13 protein-coding genes and 1 pseudogene are annotated in these 16,437 nt (G+C 42.3%); 11 read left to right on the plus strand and 3 right to left on the minus strand.

Annotated features, from left to right (window positions below; all coding sequences use genetic code 11):
- Positions 1-23: 23 nt before the first annotated feature.
- The 8 genes from MHI25_RS15175 (at position 24) to MHI25_RS15210 (ending at position 9,902) form a co-directional block, all read left to right on the plus strand.
- The gene (locus MHI25_RS15175) at positions 24-923 is read left to right on the plus strand and encodes a sugar ABC transporter permease (protein ID WP_076125692.1); all 900 of its coding nucleotides are present in this window, start codon (positions 24-26) and stop codon (positions 921-923) included.
- On the plus strand, positions 923-1,762 hold the full coding sequence (locus tag MHI25_RS15180; RefSeq protein WP_076302063.1) for a carbohydrate ABC transporter permease: 840 nt from the start codon (positions 923-925) through the stop codon (positions 1,760-1,762). The genes MHI25_RS15175 and MHI25_RS15180 overlap by 1 nt, the downstream gene beginning before the upstream one ends.
- Positions 1,763-1,865: 103 nt before the next feature.
- A complete protein-coding gene (locus tag MHI25_RS15185) occupies positions 1,866-3,632 on the plus strand; it encodes a sensor histidine kinase (RefSeq protein WP_340395615.1) in 1,767 nt (588 codons plus the stop codon).
- Positions 3,622-5,226 (plus strand): response regulator, encoded by a 1,605-nt coding sequence (locus tag MHI25_RS15190; protein ID WP_339282092.1) that lies wholly within the window; start codon positions 3,622-3,624, stop codon positions 5,224-5,226. Before MHI25_RS15185 ends, MHI25_RS15190 begins: the two co-directional genes overlap by 11 nt.
- Positions 5,227-5,427: 201 nt before the next feature.
- Positions 5,428-5,820, plus strand: coding sequence for a hypothetical protein (locus tag MHI25_RS15195; protein WP_076217567.1), 393 nt, complete (start codon positions 5,428-5,430; stop codon positions 5,818-5,820).
- Positions 5,807-6,292, plus strand: coding sequence for a nitroreductase (locus tag MHI25_RS15200; protein ID WP_340395616.1), 486 nt, complete (start codon positions 5,807-5,809; stop codon positions 6,290-6,292). Before MHI25_RS15195 ends, MHI25_RS15200 begins: the two co-directional genes overlap by 14 nt.
- 18 nt (positions 6,293-6,310) lie before the next feature.
- Positions 6,311-8,050: an ABC transporter ATP-binding protein gene (locus tag MHI25_RS15205; protein ID WP_076309405.1), complete on the plus strand. Its 1,740-nt coding sequence runs from the start codon at positions 6,311-6,313 to the stop codon at positions 8,048-8,050.
- Positions 8,037-9,902, plus strand: a complete 1,866-nt coding sequence (locus MHI25_RS15210) for an ABC transporter ATP-binding protein (protein WP_340395617.1) — start codon at positions 8,037-8,039, stop codon at positions 9,900-9,902. The genes MHI25_RS15205 and MHI25_RS15210 overlap by 14 nt, the downstream gene beginning before the upstream one ends.
- Before the next feature lie 318 nt (positions 9,903-10,220).
- On the opposite strand, the pseudogene MHI25_RS15215 reads toward MHI25_RS15210, so the two are convergent.
- Positions 10,221-10,442 (minus strand): annotated as a pseudogene (locus MHI25_RS15215) (TetR-like C-terminal domain-containing protein); the annotation flags it as partial.
- Between the two features lie 85 nt (positions 10,443-10,527).
- Here MHI25_RS15215 and MHI25_RS15220 point away from each other — a divergent pair.
- Positions 10,528-10,791: a dihydrofolate reductase family protein gene (locus MHI25_RS15220; RefSeq protein ID WP_340395681.1), complete on the plus strand. Its 264-nt coding sequence runs from the start codon at positions 10,528-10,530 to the stop codon at positions 10,789-10,791.
- A 77-nt stretch (positions 10,792-10,868) separates the two neighbouring features.
- On the opposite strand, the gene MHI25_RS15225 is transcribed toward MHI25_RS15220, so the two are convergent.
- A complete protein-coding gene (locus MHI25_RS15225; RefSeq protein ID WP_340395618.1) occupies positions 10,869-11,999 on the minus strand; it encodes a glycosyltransferase family 61 protein in 1,131 nt (376 codons plus the stop codon).
- Between the two features lie 352 nt (positions 12,000-12,351).
- On the opposite strand from MHI25_RS15225, the gene MHI25_RS15230 reads away from it, so the two are divergent.
- Positions 12,352-13,332, plus strand: coding sequence for an aldo/keto reductase (locus MHI25_RS15230; RefSeq protein ID WP_340395619.1), 981 nt, complete (start codon positions 12,352-12,354; stop codon positions 13,330-13,332).
- Positions 13,333-13,791: 459 nt separating this feature from the next.
- Here the strand turns inward: MHI25_RS15230 and MHI25_RS15235 are convergent, their stop codons facing one another.
- Complete coding sequence (locus MHI25_RS15235; RefSeq protein WP_076125669.1) at positions 13,792-14,655, minus strand: AraC family transcriptional regulator; 864 nt, start codon at positions 14,653-14,655, stop codon at positions 13,792-13,794.
- 143 nt (positions 14,656-14,798) lie between these two features.
- Between MHI25_RS15235 and MHI25_RS15240 the strand changes: the two genes are divergently transcribed.
- Positions 14,799-16,295, plus strand: a complete 1,497-nt coding sequence (locus MHI25_RS15240; RefSeq protein ID WP_340395620.1) for a glycoside hydrolase family 43 protein — start codon at positions 14,799-14,801, stop codon at positions 16,293-16,295.
- Positions 16,296-16,437: the final 142 nt, after the last annotated feature.

The raw sequence follows: 16,437 nt of genomic DNA on the forward strand, positions 1-16,437 counted from the left end.
ATCGATTTAAGGTGGAGTGAAGCATGCATCAAGTATTCGGAAACAAAAAGGCTATCGCCGTATTTGTTGTTCCTGCTTTGATTTTATACATTCTTGTCGGTTTTTTCCCGATCCTTCAGTCTATGTATTACAGTCTGCTGGACTGGGATGGGATACAACCGGCTAAATTTATTGGTTTAGCTTCTTATAAGGATTTATTTTTTGCAGATACGTACGGCATGGATTTTAATCATTCGATACTTAATACGTTGTATCTGGCAGTTCTTTCTGTTTTCATGCAACTTCCGATAGCTCTGGTGCTCGCTCTGGTTCTTGCCAGAGGGGTGTGGGGTGAAAAGCTGTATCGTACTTTGTATTTCATTCCAGTCTTGGTATCCTCCTCTGTCATCGGGGTTATGTTTCTGAAAATCTATCAGCCTGAATATGGCTTGCTGAATACGATACTCAATCAATTAGGCTTGTCCTCCTGGACACATGATTGGTTAACGGAAAGCGGAACTGCACTAATAAGTGTTATGATTCCAATCGTTTGGCAATATATCGGCTACCATATGCTTCTAATGTACGCTGCCATCAAAGGGATTCCTGAAGATTTGTACGAGGCTGCAAAAATTGACGGAGCATCAAGTATAAGAACCGCCTTCTCTATCACTATTCCACTTATTTCACCGATCCTGAAGGTATGCGTCATATTTGCTGTTTTGGGATCATTGAAGTTTTTCGATTTAGTCTTCATTATGACCAATGGCTACCCTACACCGGAAACTAGTGTTCCAAGTACATTGATGTATTCGTCGATTTTTAATCGCAATATGTATGGGTACGGCAGCGCGATGGCCGTGTTTATGGTTGTGGAATGTCTCTTTTTCTACTTAGTTCTACAAAAACTGATCAGAACCTACGATGATAAGGAGGAGAGCTAATGACAACAACACATAACCGCCGCTGGCCAAAGGTTGTTTTGCAGATTGCGTTTCTAATCTTCGCAGTTATTCAACTGTATCCGCTCGTGTGGCTTGTATTTTCCTCCTTTAAAACAAACATAGAAATTACAGGCTCAAATGTGATGGGCTTGCCTAATGAGTGGCGGTGGGCGAACTACGACTACGCACTTTTTAAGGGGAATATCGCACGTAACTTTTTGAACAGCCTTATGTATACAACGGTAACCGTCATTATTTCTGCTCTGTTATCGGCAATGGTTTCTTTTGCTGTCGCAAGAATGAAGTGGAAGCTTAATAATGTGGTGCTTACTTTCTTCATGCTGGGATTGATGATCCCCGTTCATGCTACGCTGCTACCTGTCTTTCAGATGTTAAAAATGACAAGCTTGCTGAATACGCCGTGGGCCTTAATCATTCCTTATACCGTTAGTGCACTTCCTACTACAATCTTTATCATGATTGGTTTCTTTAGAGCGCTGCCAGGGGAGTTGGAAGAAGCCAGCGTTGTAGACGGCTGCAATATTTATCAGGTTTTTTTCCGTATTATGCTTCCGCTTGTAAAGCCGGCTATCGTAACCACTTCCATCTTTACTTTTTTATCTGCTTGGAACGAACTGATGTTTGCCAATACATTCATTAATGATCCTGACTTAGCAACAATTACCGTCGCCATCAATTCGTTTAAAAGTGCCTATGCCACAGAATTCGGACCTATGTTCGCAGGAATGGTTGTGGCTACACTACCCATGATCATTATCTACTTGTTCCTAAGTAATCAAGTCCAAAAAAGCATTATTGCCGGGGCAGTTAAGGGTTAAAGCAATGGGATAGGAATCTTTCGAAAAATGCTATACTAGTGTCGTATTGAAGAAGCTATAAATAAAAGTCCGTATTCGCTTAATGTCGGCCAGGAGGTTACCGATGAGGTTTGCACGTATCCGATCACAAATCGTTTTTTACTACTTGGTCTTATTAGTGGTTTCCATGATTGCAAGCGGTATTATGTACCAACGAATCAATGAGAAATTCACCGAGGAAAAGGTAGGTGAGGTATCGCTTCAAACCTTGAACGCCATGAATTCCGGAATCGAATCACTTCTTGACAGCACGAATAATTATTCCAAGATGATCGTGTCGAACAATACGGTTCAGGAAATTTTGGGCAGTGATCTGGCGGGTAACGACATCGGAATTTTAACTTACAAGCTAGAGGTTGCTCTGTCAGATTTTATGCTCGCAGAGCCCTCTATCTCTTCTGTCTATCTATTCGATAATGCAGGACGTAAGTTTGCGATTGATTTGCAGTCTGCAAAACCGATCAGAACAGATGGGATCGAGTCAGCGGAATGGTACTCCGAGGCAGTCGCCTTGGACGGAAAAGCAATTTGGAGGAAAAATGCCGGAGGTATCTTCAATTTTGAGACGAAGGAACCCCAGCAGGATCCACAATATATTTCTCTGATTCGTATCGTAAACGACATGAACACTTCCAAGAAAATAGGAGTATTAGTCGTGAACATTACGGTTCAGGAGCTGAAAAAAAGCTATGAACGTTCGATCAACGATAATAAACCTGATTTAATGATCGAAACTGGATATGAGACACTCCTTGATTTTACACGGCCTGAATTATCGAACTATACAAACTCTTCTATGCTTGATGTGCCGCTCGGCAGTAGCGAAATCGTAAAGATCAAAGATCATAATTATCTGATCTCTTCTCTGGTTTCAATGGATCGTGGTTGGAGGTTTACTAGCGCTCAGCCTTTGGGGGAATGGGAAAGCCCCTATCGTCAATTTAATCTGATGCTGTTAATGATTATGTTGTTTAATTTCATTTCTATATTTTTAGGTTCCGTCTGGATTTCTAGATTCATTACTACACCTATTTTACATATGCTGCGATCCATGAAAAAAGTGGAGATTGGAGAGTTCAGTTTGGTTCGGTACGAGGCGAGAACGGATGAGCTGAACCAGTTGAAAGATAGGTATAACAATATGATTATGACCATTGAGCAAGCGCTTAAGCGGGAGAAAGAAGAACAGAAATTGATTCGGAAACTCGAATTGGATATTTTGCAGCAGCAAATTAAACCACATTTTTTATATAACACGTTAGAATCAGCTGGCTATTTAACTTTGTCAGGAAATAATAATGAGGCGTACCAGATTATTTCTGAGCTTGCAGCCTTCTATCGTCAGAGTCTTAGTAAGGGCAGTGATGTAGTAACGTTAAGAGAAGAAGTAGAGATCACTAAAAGTTATCTGAGTATACAAAATATTCGCTATCCAGAAATTTTCATCAGTGAAATTGAGGTGTCGGAAGAAGCTGAGTATGTTCGGATACCCAAATTGACGCTTCAGCCGCTTGTAGAAAATGCGCTTTATCATGGTATTCGCCCTTTAGGGGAGTGTGGTAAGATTCGCATCCTTGCCCGAATTCAGGGGAATCGACTGAAGCTAGTCGTGGAAGATGATGGTGTGGGGATGAATGAAGACAAACGTCGGGAAATGCAAGCTGAGCCCTATGGGCAAAATGAGTCCAGTTTTGGGTTGCGCGGTACTTTGATGCGTTTGAAGCTGTACTATGGGGCGGACATGAATTGTAGTTTGGTCAGTGCACCGGGAGAAGGAACTCGGATTGAATTGGAACTACCGCTTGAGGAGGGGAATAGTCATGGAGCTTGAACTGCTCAGAGCCATTATTGTGGATGATGAAATTAATGCGAGAAAAATTGTTCCCATCATTATAGATTGGCAAGCAGTTGGTTACAGATTCGTAGGTGAGGCCTCGAATGGAAGCGAAGCGTTAGATCTGATCGAAACCATGAAACCGGATGTAGTATTTACAGATATCAGTATGCCTTTTATGGATGGACTGGAATTAAGCCGGTTGATAAAAGAAAGGTATCCGCTAGTCAAAATTGTGATCATCACTGCACATCCCGAATTCGAATATGCAAAAAGAAGCCTGGACATTGGAGTACAAAATTTTATCTTGAAGCCGCTCCAAGCCGAGGAGGTACGAAGAGTTGCGGTAGATCTTCATGGGAAAATCCGGGAAGAGACAGAGCGGTGGAACGAATATCAGGAGCTGAATCGACAGTTAAAAGAACACGCCGTTCAACTAAAAGAAAAATTTCTAAATGATTTGTTATCAGGCCTCTGGGACCCCGATCAGCTGGATAGCCGATTCCATTACTTTTTTCCTGAATCAGTGAACAGCTTGTTTTCAATCATGCTTATTGAACTTCAAATTCCCATAGAAGAAGGGGAGGAACAACGTATCCTGCAGTCTTTGCGTTGTAAGAGGTTTATTGATTACGCGCTTGAAGAGTATGAGGGAATCGAAGTTTTTTTTGATAACAGTCAACGGATTGTCCTTCTTAATAGAAAAGATAATCAGAATCTTACGAAGATTGGAGAGTGGCTGGCCCAATCGCTCCATGAAAAGCTTGGATGTAAAGCTTGCATTGGCGTAGGTAGTACCTGTACGGATTTCAATAGGATCAAAGAATCCTATAAAGAGGCGCTGGAGGCAGTTAGATATGGTAAGTTAAAGGGCAGTAACGCCATCTATTTTTTTAATGATGAAATTCATTTCGGGGGCCGATCCTGGGAAGTTAAGACGAATGAAATTGAGGAAATTTTGTTTTTTGTAAAAGCTGGTGTCTTAGACAAGGCTGTGCAATCCATTGAGAAAATGTTTCAGGATTTGGAGAAGTCCAAGGCTTTTTCTGTGGAACGAGCTAGGCTGGTTTCGGCCCAATTTGTCTCCACATTAATCAATTCACTCGCTGAAATGGGAGTTATACTAGATAATAATCTTTCTTTCGATATTTCGCCATATAAAAGGATTTTTGAGCTCGATAGCCTGCCAGACATGCAACAGACATTACTTGAACTCACAGAGAAGGTAACCTCTCAAGTAACCCGGGCACGAAGCAAAAAAACTAATAATATTATCCATGAAGTTAAAGAATTTATTCAACAGGAGATGCACATTCCGGAGATGTCTTTATCCTATGTATCGAATAAATTCCACATGAATTCCAGTTACTTTAGCCGGATCTTTAAGCAGGACACAGGGATTAGCTTTACGGATTATCTTCTCAAGTGCAGAATGGAAAAAGCGGTGAAGCTTCTGAATGAAACGGATTGGAAAGCTTATCAAATTGCTGAAAAGGTCGGCATTAAAGATCCATTTTACTTCAGTAACTGTTTTAAAAAAGTAATGGGAGTATCCGTTCAGGAGTATAAGAAAAATAGCTTTTCCCTATAAATCACTCCGTTGAATTTGATAATTTTTCTCTTTAAGCCCGCACTTTATGCGGGTTTTTTATTGTTTTTTTAGATATAAAGTAAGCAATAATGATGTTACAAAATGGAAAAATGATCTTGACAGAAATGGTTTCTATCGTATACATTTGTATACATGAAGAGCGTGTATACAAATGTATACACCGTAAAAGGAGGAAATAAAATGCGTGAAGGACATGTCGGCAAACGTGGCGGTCATAGGGAGCATGGAGAGCACAGAGATCGTGAGGGACGTGGCGAACACAGAGATCGTGGCTTTATGAAACATGGGATGACGGAATCAATGGATCCACATCCTAAAAGTGCTCAAACTTTTCGCCGTGGCAGAGCCATCGCTTTTTTAGATAAGCTTATGGTTAACCGGGCTACATTACAGCGGCAGTTAAATCAGCCTGAGCTTGAATCGATTAAACAAGTGGTTAGCGGTGAATTAAAAGCAACGGAAGCGATCATTGAAGAGTTTAAACAAATCTTTCAGATTCATGAGATCGCTCCAGAAGATACAACATCAAATGTTAATAAAGAGGAGAGTAAAGAAAAAGATGAAAATAACTGAGCTCATTAAAACCCGTAGAAGTACAAAACAATTCAAACAGACTCCAATTCGTGAAGAGGAGTTACATTCATGGCTGGAGGCTGCAAGTTACGCTCCTAATCATCGTATGACCGAACCTTGGGAGCTTCTTTTCATCGGACCCAATACTAGAGCGAAATTAAAGCATAAAACGGATTTTGGCAACGCACCTGTTGTTTTTGCAGTTCTGTCTAGGCCTGCCGCAACTGCGTTTGAACGCGATGAGAATGTTATGGCTGCTGCTTGTTTCGTACAAAATTTCTTATTAGCTGCACATGAAGCAGGTGTAGGTACGTATTGGGCTTCGCTGGGGGCTTTGCCTCATAATCGTGAGATTCTTAGTGTTCAAGAAAATTACGATGTTATTGGGATATTTGGAATGGGGTATCCGGAGGAAGTGCCGAATGCGAAACCCAGAACACCGATTAGTTCTAAAATCACGTATTTATCTTAAACAATTGAAGGTGGCGGAATGTGGAAGCTTAAGCATTATTTGAGGCCATATTGGGTGTGGTGTGTGTTGGCACCATTGCTGATGCTGGTCGAAGTAACTATGGATTTACTGCAGCCCACGCTCATGGCGAGCATTGTGGATAAGGGTGTCATGACAAAAGACTTGTCTCATATTTTCTCGACCGGACTGATCATGCTTGGTGTAGCGTTTATCGGTCTAATTGGTGGGGTGGGCTGCACTATTTTTTCGAGTATTGCTTCTCAAAACTTCGGAAATGATTTGCGGATTAGCTTGTTTGAACATATTCAGAAATTTTCTAATAAGAACCTGGATCAATTGAAGACGGGCTCACTGATTACACGATTAACAAATGATGTGGTACAGCTGCAAACCTTTGTGCAAATGATTTTGCGGAGTATTCGATCTCCCTTGCTATTAGTCGGAAGCTTGGTGATGGCGATTCGGATTAGTCCTATGCTGACCCTCATCCTAGCCGTTGCCGTGCCACTCTTGAGTTTAATTTTGTATGGGTTAATCCGACTTTCTTTTCCTTTGTTTCAGAAAATGCAGGTCAAATTAGACGGTGTGAACACAGTGTTGCAGGAAAATTTATCAGGCATTCGTGTAGTCAAAGCATTCGTCCGCGCTAACCATGAACAGAAACGCTTTAATACAGCTAACAAGGATTATACAGAAATTGCGATAAAAGCGGTACGGTTAATGTCATTAAATATGCCGCTAATGATGCTTGTACTAAATGCCAGTATTGTTGCTGTACTATGGTTTGGGGGAGTGCAAAGCTGGAACGGTGGGCTGCCAGTTGGTCAGCTGATCGCTTTTATTAACTATATAACCCAATTGTTGATGTCAATGCTGATGTTAAGCAATATGTTGACCTTCTTCTCACGAGCCAAGGTTTCTGCCGATCGGGAGAATGAAGTATTTTCCACCATTAGTGAGATTACAGAAGTTGCCAACGCTAAAAAAGATGCCATACACAACGGTCGGATCGTATTTGACAATGTATCTTTTGCTTATAATCCTTCGGATGAAAATCTAGTGTTAGACGATATTAATTTCACTGCGGAGCCAGGAGAAACAGTGGCCATTCTTGGTGCCACCGGTACTGGTAAATCATCATTGGTCAGCCTCATTCCCCGGTTTTACGAAGTGTCCTCTGGATCCATTACAATTGATGGCTCCGACACTCGTATGATTGCTCTGGAAGATTTGCGTAGCAGAATCGGATATGTTATGCAGCAGGCTATTCTGTTCAGCGGTACTATCCGCGATAATATCCGATACGGCAGACCGGATGCCACAGATGAGGAAGTGGAAGAAGCAGCAATAGCCGCTGAAGCTCACAATTTCATTTTAGAACTTCCACAGGGTTACGATACAGAGCTCGGCCAGCGTGGCATTAACCTGTCCGGTGGGCAAAAGCAGCGGCTTTCGATTGCACGGGCACTTTTAATTCAGCCAACAATCCTCATTATGGATGACAGCACTAGTGCGCTCGATGCAGCGACAGAGTCACGAATCCGGCAGATGTTAAAAACACGGCTGCGCAGCAGCACGAATATTTTGATAGCTCAGCGTGTCACCTCTGTAATTGATGCTGATCGTATTCTGGTATTAGAAAATGGCCGAATTGCTGTACAAGGTACACATGATGGGCTTATGAACAGCAGTGAAATATACAGAGATATCTGGAGATCACAGATGAAGGGAGAGGAGGTGCCTTATGTCAAAGCTTAATAATGGCATGAACACCACTCCTTTTAATCGATCAGGCGGATTCGGACCTGGATCTGGATCTGGACCGGGATCTGGTCCCGGACGGGGCGGAGCTGTGCCAATCGTACGTGCTAAGAATCAAGCGGGCACACTCAAACGCATTTGGATGTATTTGAACCGCCAGCGGTTCGGGTTAATCATTGTGTATGTATTTACTGTGTTAAATGCAATTCTTTCGTTGATTGGGCCTTATCTAATCGGTAAAGCGATTGATACTGCGGTAATTCCTCACGATTATCAGGGTCTTATTCGTTTTTGTCTACTCCTAATAGGTATTTATGGGCTAAGCAGTGTGGTTGCTTGGGTGCAAGCCTATGTTATGACATCCGTCTCACAGAATACCGTGTTTGAGCTGCGTCGTGATCTGTTCAGCAAATATCAACAGCTACCGATTAAGTTTTTTGACACGCAAGCTAACGGAGAACTAATGAGCCGGGCAACCAACGATATAGAGAGCGTATCCAGTACACTTAATCAGAGTGTGACCCAGTTATTAAACAGTTTGATCACCCTAAGCGGTTCACTAGTGATCATGTTAATGATGAACGTTCCGTTGACCGTAGTTTCACTGATAACGATCCCTCTTGTGTTATTGTCCAGCCGTAAAATCATAGGTTTAAGTCGAACTTATTTTAAAAATCAGCAACGCCATCTAGGTGAGTTGGGTGGATTTATCGAAGAAACCATCAGCGGACAAAAAGTAGTCAAACAATACAGCAGGGAAGAGACAGAAGTGAAACGGTTCCGCAAAATCAGTGGAGAGTTGAATAAAGTCGGCATTAAAGCACAAATTGTTTCCGGATTAGTGGGACCGGTCATGAACATGATTAATAACCTTGGATTTGCGATCATTGCCGGGGTGGGTGGCTGGATGGCTTTTCATAACATGGCTACGGTTGGCGTAATCGTTAGTTTCCTTACGTATTCCAAACAGTTCGGACGACCGATCTCCGATCTTGCTAACCAGTACAATCTAATTCAGTCGGCAATTGCTGGTGCGGAGCGTGTGTTTGAAGTTATGGATATGCCATCCGAATACGGTGACGGTGATGAACAAAGTGACGATCTGCCAAGGTTAAAAGGGAATGTTATTTTCAAAGACGTTTCATTTGCTTACAAGCCGGATTCACCGATTCTGAGCGGGGTTACGTTTGAAGCAAAACCCGGAGAGAAAATTGCGCTTGTTGGCCCAACGGGAGCTGGAAAAACGACCATTGTCAACTTGCTGATCAGATTCTATGATTTGAGCGGCGGCTCCATATTCATTGATGGCCGCGATATTGGAGAACTGGATAAAAATGCACTTCGTAGTCAATTGGGAATGGTATTGCAAGACGCGCATGTATTCTCGGGAACGATTCGGGAAAATATTCGCTTTGGCCGTCTTGATGCGACTGACCAAGAGGTAGAGGAAGCGGCAAGATTGGCCAATGCAGATGCCTTTATTAATAGACTGCCGCATGGATATGAGACTATTCTCCATGCGGAAGGCAGTAATTTGAGCCACGGCCAGCGTCAGCTTTTAACGATTGCCCGCGCCATTCTAGCTGATCCAGCTATTTTGATCCTAGATGAGGCAACCAGCAGTGTGGATACGCGTACGGAAATGCATATTCAACAGGCGATGGAAAAGCTAATGAAGGGACGAACAAGCTTTGTGATCGCCCATAGGCTTAGTACCATCCAGGATGCTGATCGTATACTCGTTATTCAGGGTGGCGGAATTGCCGAGCAAGGCAGTCATAAAGAGCTTCTTGCGCTGCAAGGCGTTTATTACGAGTTGTACAATACCCAGTTCAAACGAGCGATTTAAAAGAATCTTTACTTGAACCGATAACATTTGTAAGTAGATGCTTTTATCGGACTCATCAGACCTTAAAGGCGAGATTTTCTGATTTTAAGAAGATTAAAGGACCCCACTGCAGCTATTGGCGTGAAAAACACCAAATATAAGTCACTTTCTAAGGAATAACGTCCTTGAGGTCCGAAGCCCTGTTTCAAGAGCTGAAAACTACCAAATAACGTCATCTGGGACCGAAGTCCTTAAAAAGATGTGTAATCTATCGGCGTAATTAATGCCCGATAAAAAAGAGCGGCGTTTCACCTATTATAGGAGAATCGCCGCTTTTTTTTATAAATTCCTCTCTAATAACGTTCCGAGTTGTTCAGCCAAGACTTGATAGGTCACAGGTCTTTCATTCTTGAACCACCATTCGACTACCCCTGCATAAGCTGATGCAACAAAACTAATAATAACCTCTTCATTTAACCCTAGGTTTATTCCTGCGGTGACATTTACTTCATGCCGAAACTCGTCGAGAAGAAAGTTTAAGAAACGATTTCGGAAATAAGGAGCACCTTTACAATAACAGCCTTTTTAAGCGCATCTTGAGTTTTGAATTTCAGAAGGAAGTCACAATAGAACAGAGGATCATATTATTGAAGTACTCAATTATTTCTCAATCGATGAATTGATGCTGGAGGGTGGGGGCGTTTTAAACGGGTCTTTCCTGAATGAAGATTTAATTGATGAGTTGAGCCTGGTTATAGTTCCCATCGCAGATGGTGCCTCTAATTTGGTGACCTTATTTGAAATGGATGCATCTTTGAAACAACAGCCCCCAGCAAATTTCAGCTTGAAGAGTGTAGAAAAACTTGCTGATGATGGGCTATGGTTGAAGTATGTAACACGGCGTGATTAAATCTATGTTTCTTAAAAAGCGCAAAGCAAAATATGCTTTGCGCTTTTTTGATTTCGAAAAAGTAGTAACCAATCTTCTCATTCCAAGCCTGCCAGATGCATCGTTTGTTTCAGACGATCTACGTTCACATAGATGTCCTCCAATCCTGGAAAACGAATCGCAGGATCGGCTACACCTTGCCCGTACACCATATAATATTCGAGATTATTATGGTTGCTGATCATCCAATAGGTTGGAACAACATGCTGGGCATGGAAAATTTCAATGACCTGTGTTCCAGGCTGGCAAAAAGCCAGATTAGCGAGTCCAGCACCATGTGGACCTACGATTACTTTCGCTGAGGCGAATAATTGGATTTGCTGGGAAACCGTCCAGTCCTCTAGACAAATCGGTACGATATTAAAATTCTCAAGGCAGCGGATGACATCATCTTCATTAACCAACCGTCTTGAGCTTGCTTTTTTTCGTGAGATATAAAAACGTTCCGGAGTGACTAGTGTTGTTTCTCTATGCGGTAACAAAAATCTCCGCAGTGTATCCGTGGTCCAAGGAGGATAATGTGAATTCATCATTAAGGAAGGGACGAGTAGCTGGTCAGCCTGAACATATGCTTCTGAATTCGTCCGGATCACCAATGACTCGGATATCCCAAGCATGGCCCACGTTTGTTCCACAAAGGGTCCATACGGATTTGGATTCATGATAATAGTGGAGTAAGTGATTCCGCTCGATTGAAGCATCGCTAATCTAGGAAGCACATCATACATCCAATGAAAATAGTTATGGGCTCCGCAAAAGGTTAACACCGCCGCGGTCCCGGCAAAATGTTGAAGCTGCGGACCGTTCCACCGGTGAAACACTGGGTGCTCATCTGCTTCAAGCATCCTATATTGCTTGGCATCATATTCTTGGGAAAGATCAAAGATCAATTTCCCTTCTGGTGTTAGAACGGCACCAGATTCTCCCCATACCTTCCCTCTGGAAATGGTGGCAACGTATCCGCCAAAGGGCTTTAAACAATAAGGTGTTAGTGCTGGAGCAATACTCGTTTCAATGCTTTTAGGCGCTCTGAACTCAGCCGCCCGTCCGAAGTCAAAAGGAACGACATTCCCAGCTTCCTTTGTACTGTTTTCGTTGTGGGAAGTAAAGTCCCAGATGCTTTGGTAATATCCTTGGGGTGGTACCCCTTGTGCAGAAAATAACATCATGTCACCTCATATTCCCAAGTAGAAGCGCAGAAAACTTATTAAGCTATTTTATGAAATGAAGAATCTTCGGACACAGACTTACACGGAAAGAGGCGGATGAACAAGATTTGATTCAAATGCTGTTATTACTTGATTAATAGGCTTGACATGGACTAGGATTGAATATAAATTCAGTTTATTCAAACGCCGTTTAAATCATCGATTAGGTGCAATGTACTGCCGGAAGTGTTAACTATTCCCCAGTTCCTTTTCATCGGTATGCGTTGGAGCTGTTTTATGAATTAATATGTACCCCTTTAAGATAGGGCATTAAGATATTACAATTTAATTGGAAAGTGTGGATTCGAGATAAATGAAATATACAAAACTTGGAAAAGCGGGGCTGGACGTATCCCAACTGTGTTTAGGTTGTATGAGCTTTGGCGTTGCCGAACGTTGGATCCATCAATGGGTGCTTGATGAGAAGCAGAGCCGTGTTATCATAAAAAAAGCGCTTGACCTGGGTATTAATTTTTTTGATACAGCGAATGTATACTCCGATGGAACGAGTGAAGAAATCGTTGGACGAGCGCTTAAGGATTATGCCAATCGAGACGAGATTGTTTTAGCAACTAAGGTCTTTAACCGTATGCATGAAGGTCCGAACGGAGCAGGATTATCCCGGAAAGCAATTATGAGTGAGATTGATAAGAGTCTCAAGAGGTTGGGAACAGATTATGTAGATCTATATCAGATTCATCGCTGGGATTATCACACACCTATCGAAGAAACGATGGAAGCTCTTCATGATGTAGTGAAGGCTGGTAAGGCAAGATACATAGGTGCCTCAGCAATGTATGCTTGGCAGTTTCAAAAAGCGTTATATGTAGCGGAGAAAAACGGTTGGACCCGATTTGTATCTATGCAAAATCATCTCAATCTTATCTATCGTGAAGAAGAACGAGAGATGTTGCCGCTTTGTAAGGAAGAGAATATTGGTGTTATTCCCTATAGTCCCCTTGCATCAGGAAGACTTACGCGAGACTGGGCGGTATCAACTCATCGTTCAGAAACTGATCAGATTCAAAAATCTAAATATGATGGAACTGCCGATACCGATCAATTAGTCGTGGAGCGAGTTGCGACAATCGCCGAAAAACACGGTGTTCAACGGATTCATATCGCTCTTGCTTGGTTGCTTCAAAAAGAACCTGTTACAGCACCTATCATCGGGGCTACAAAAACATCGCATCTCGAAGATGCCGTAGGTGCGTTATCCATTACTTTAACCTCTGAAGAAATTGCGTTTTTAGAGGAGCCTTATGTACCTCATTCCATCGTTGGTTTTAATTAATAAAAAATCAATGGGGAGGATAATCCCGTAGAGCCGAAGTCAGCGATGTTTACCAACGTTTAACTGTATTTTGTACAGCTATATTCCTTCAAATCACTCAGCTCGGGGATATAAGTGTACTTCGTACATCTATTTCCTTGATTTTCTACCCATTAGGTAGGTTTGGATGTTTTTAGTTGTATAAAGTGCAGTTAAAGTATGAAGGTTCTTTCTGCGTACGGAATAAGTGTATAGAATGCAGTTATCTCCCAGATTCCATTAAAACGTAGAGCTACATGAATGCGGAGAGGAACTTCCGATCGCTTCAAGTCCAAGGTTTGTTAAAAGCGATTAGCGACCATTAGTCTGTTTATATTCACTTGCCCATAATCTGATCAGGTAATGCGCATTAATTCAAAAACACCAGGGAGTAATTTTCCAATAATAGGAGAATCGCTGCCTGGTGTTCTTTTTTTACCCTCAAAGCTTGTTCCTATAGACCTTGGGTGACATCCCATAGATTTTAGTGAATTGGCGAGTAAAATAATTACTATCACTAAACCCGCATTCATGTGAGATTTGGGTGATACTGAGATTAGAATGCTTTAATAACCCGCAAGCCCGTTCCAGACGTAAACGATGAAGATAAGCGATCGGGGTTGTCTGATAGTAGGAGCGAAAGATCCGGTTTAAGTGTCTGACTGATATGTCCGAATGTTTGGCGATCTGATCCAGTGTTAACGGCTCAAGATAACGATCTTCCATATATGAGAGTGCATTCGCCAAATGCATCAGATGGTTCCCCTGAATCCCTTTTTCCTGTGGGTCATAATGTCTGGACAAATAGACGACCAGTTCCATAAACTTGGAGCCCAGCATGGTCTGATAACCCTGTAGCTTGTTGTGATATTCTTCAATCATACCCGCAATGAGAAAAGAGACATACTCCAGGTTAGGAATCGGCAAGCTGAGTTTGCTTGTGTAGGAATGTTTATGACGATACAGGGGTTCCAACACAAATAAGGCTTGAAAGCCGTTGGATGTCCGCAAATCCGCTCCGGCCGTCGATAGCAATTCAGGCTGAAACATAACATTGCAGATCTTGAAATCCTGAGGATCTTTAAAAGCATGCGGGGTCGAACCATTAATTACAAACACATTTCCCTTTTTGATAAAAGACTCCTCAGTATTAACAATATGTGTAGCTGTGCCACTCAATACAATTACGAGCTCTGAAAAGTCCGCATGTCTATGTAGATCGGTGTCTTCGTCATGATAGCCGTATTGAATAAAAAATGGAAATTGACGATCAGATGTAAACCATTTTAAATAAAATTCACTCAACTCGTTACCCTCCAAAAGCTTGTCTAGATGAATGTCTATATCATGCTATTTTAGGACCGAATAATCAAGGCTTTCTATCCAGTTGAAGCAGTATAATCCTTGACATAGGTTTCAGTGATTAAGATAGAGAAGGAGAATACTACATGAAATATAACAATCCGATTATCCCGGGGTTTTATCCAGATCCAAGCATTTGCAGAGTAGACGAGGATTTTTATCTGGTAAATAGTTCATTTGCCTATTCTCCGGGAATACCCATTTGGCACAGCAAGGATTTGGTGCATTGGAAGCAGCTTGGGTACTGTTTGACTCGTGAGAATCAGCTTCAATTTGATGAATCCGTGGTGTCCGGAGGTGTTTGGGCGCCGACTCTTCGTTATTATAACGGTCGTTTTTATATGGTTACGACAAATCAGGATAGCGGAGGTCATTTCTACGTTTGGGCGGATGACCCGGCAGGCGAATGGTCGAATCCACTTTATGTGGAGCAGGAAGGCATTGATCCCTCCTTGTTTTTTGACGATGGAAAGGTTTATTTCACAAGCACAGGCTCCGAGCAAGGGATGGGGATCTACCAATGTGAGATTGATATTGAAACGGGTCAAAAGCTTAGCGATACACGCTTGATCTGGACTGGCAGCGGAGGGAAATTCCCTGAGGGTCCACATCTTTACAAAATAAACGATTACTACTATTTGATGTGTGCGGAAGGTGGGACAGAATATGGACATATGGAGACTATGGCAAGAAGTAGATCGCCATATGGGCCTTATGAATCGTCTCCTCACAATCCCATTTTGACACATCGAAGTTCAGATTACCCCATTCAAGCTACAGGGCATGCCGATTTAGTTGAAGCACAGGATGGTAGCTGGTGGGCGGTATTTCTGGGGATTCGACCAGTAGGTTATCCTTACCGTCATCATCTTGGCAGAGAGACATATTTGGCTCCGGTTCAGTGGACGGAGGAGGGGTGGCCAATGATTGGTGATAACGGAGTGGTTGGTTTAGAAATGGAAGCTGACCTGCCCTCACCAATGCCGTGGGAAGAAGAGCCTGAAACCGACGATTTTGATCAATCTGACCTAAGAATGAGCTGGAATTTCATTCGTAATGCTAATAAGGTGGATTGGTCATTGCAGGAACGGGGAGGGTGGCTAGCTTTACGTGGATCAGATGTGAGATTAAATGAGAAGGGTACGCCTGCTTTTATTGGCTGTAGACAGCGGCATTTGAATTGTGAAATTACCACCAAAATGGAATTTAGCCCTCTTGAGGGTGACGAAGCTGGTCTTGTAGTTTTTATGGATCAGAAGTATCACTACGCAATTGGACTAACGCAGATGGAAGGTGAAAATGTTATTACGCTGCGCAGACAGGTAGGGAGCATTAGTGATGTGGCATATTCTTCGGCTTTCGAAGGTACAGGGGTAGAATTGAGAATCCAGGCATTACCTGAAAAATATATATTTTACTATCGAGGTGTGGATCAAATATGGCATCTGCTTGGCGAAGCCGAGACACACTTGATATCTACTGAAGTCGCAGGCGGATTTACTGGAGTATTCTTCGGCATGTATAACTACTCTCCTTATGGAACAACTGCTTATTATGATTGGTTTAGCTATCAAAAGAAATAAAAGGCGGTCGGCTACGTGATCGTCAGAAAAAGCAGTGTTAGCTTGTGAAAAATACAAAGCAGCGATTCTCCAAGTATGGATGAATCGCTGCTTTGTGTTTTTTGGTTGTTGTTGTTGTTGTTTGGATATCGTTGTTTTTTTG

Source organism: Paenibacillus sp. FSL E2-0177 (assembly GCF_037992975.1).
GTDB classification, from domain to species: Bacteria; Bacillota; Bacilli; order Paenibacillales; family Paenibacillaceae; genus Paenibacillus_AQ; species Paenibacillus_AQ odorifer.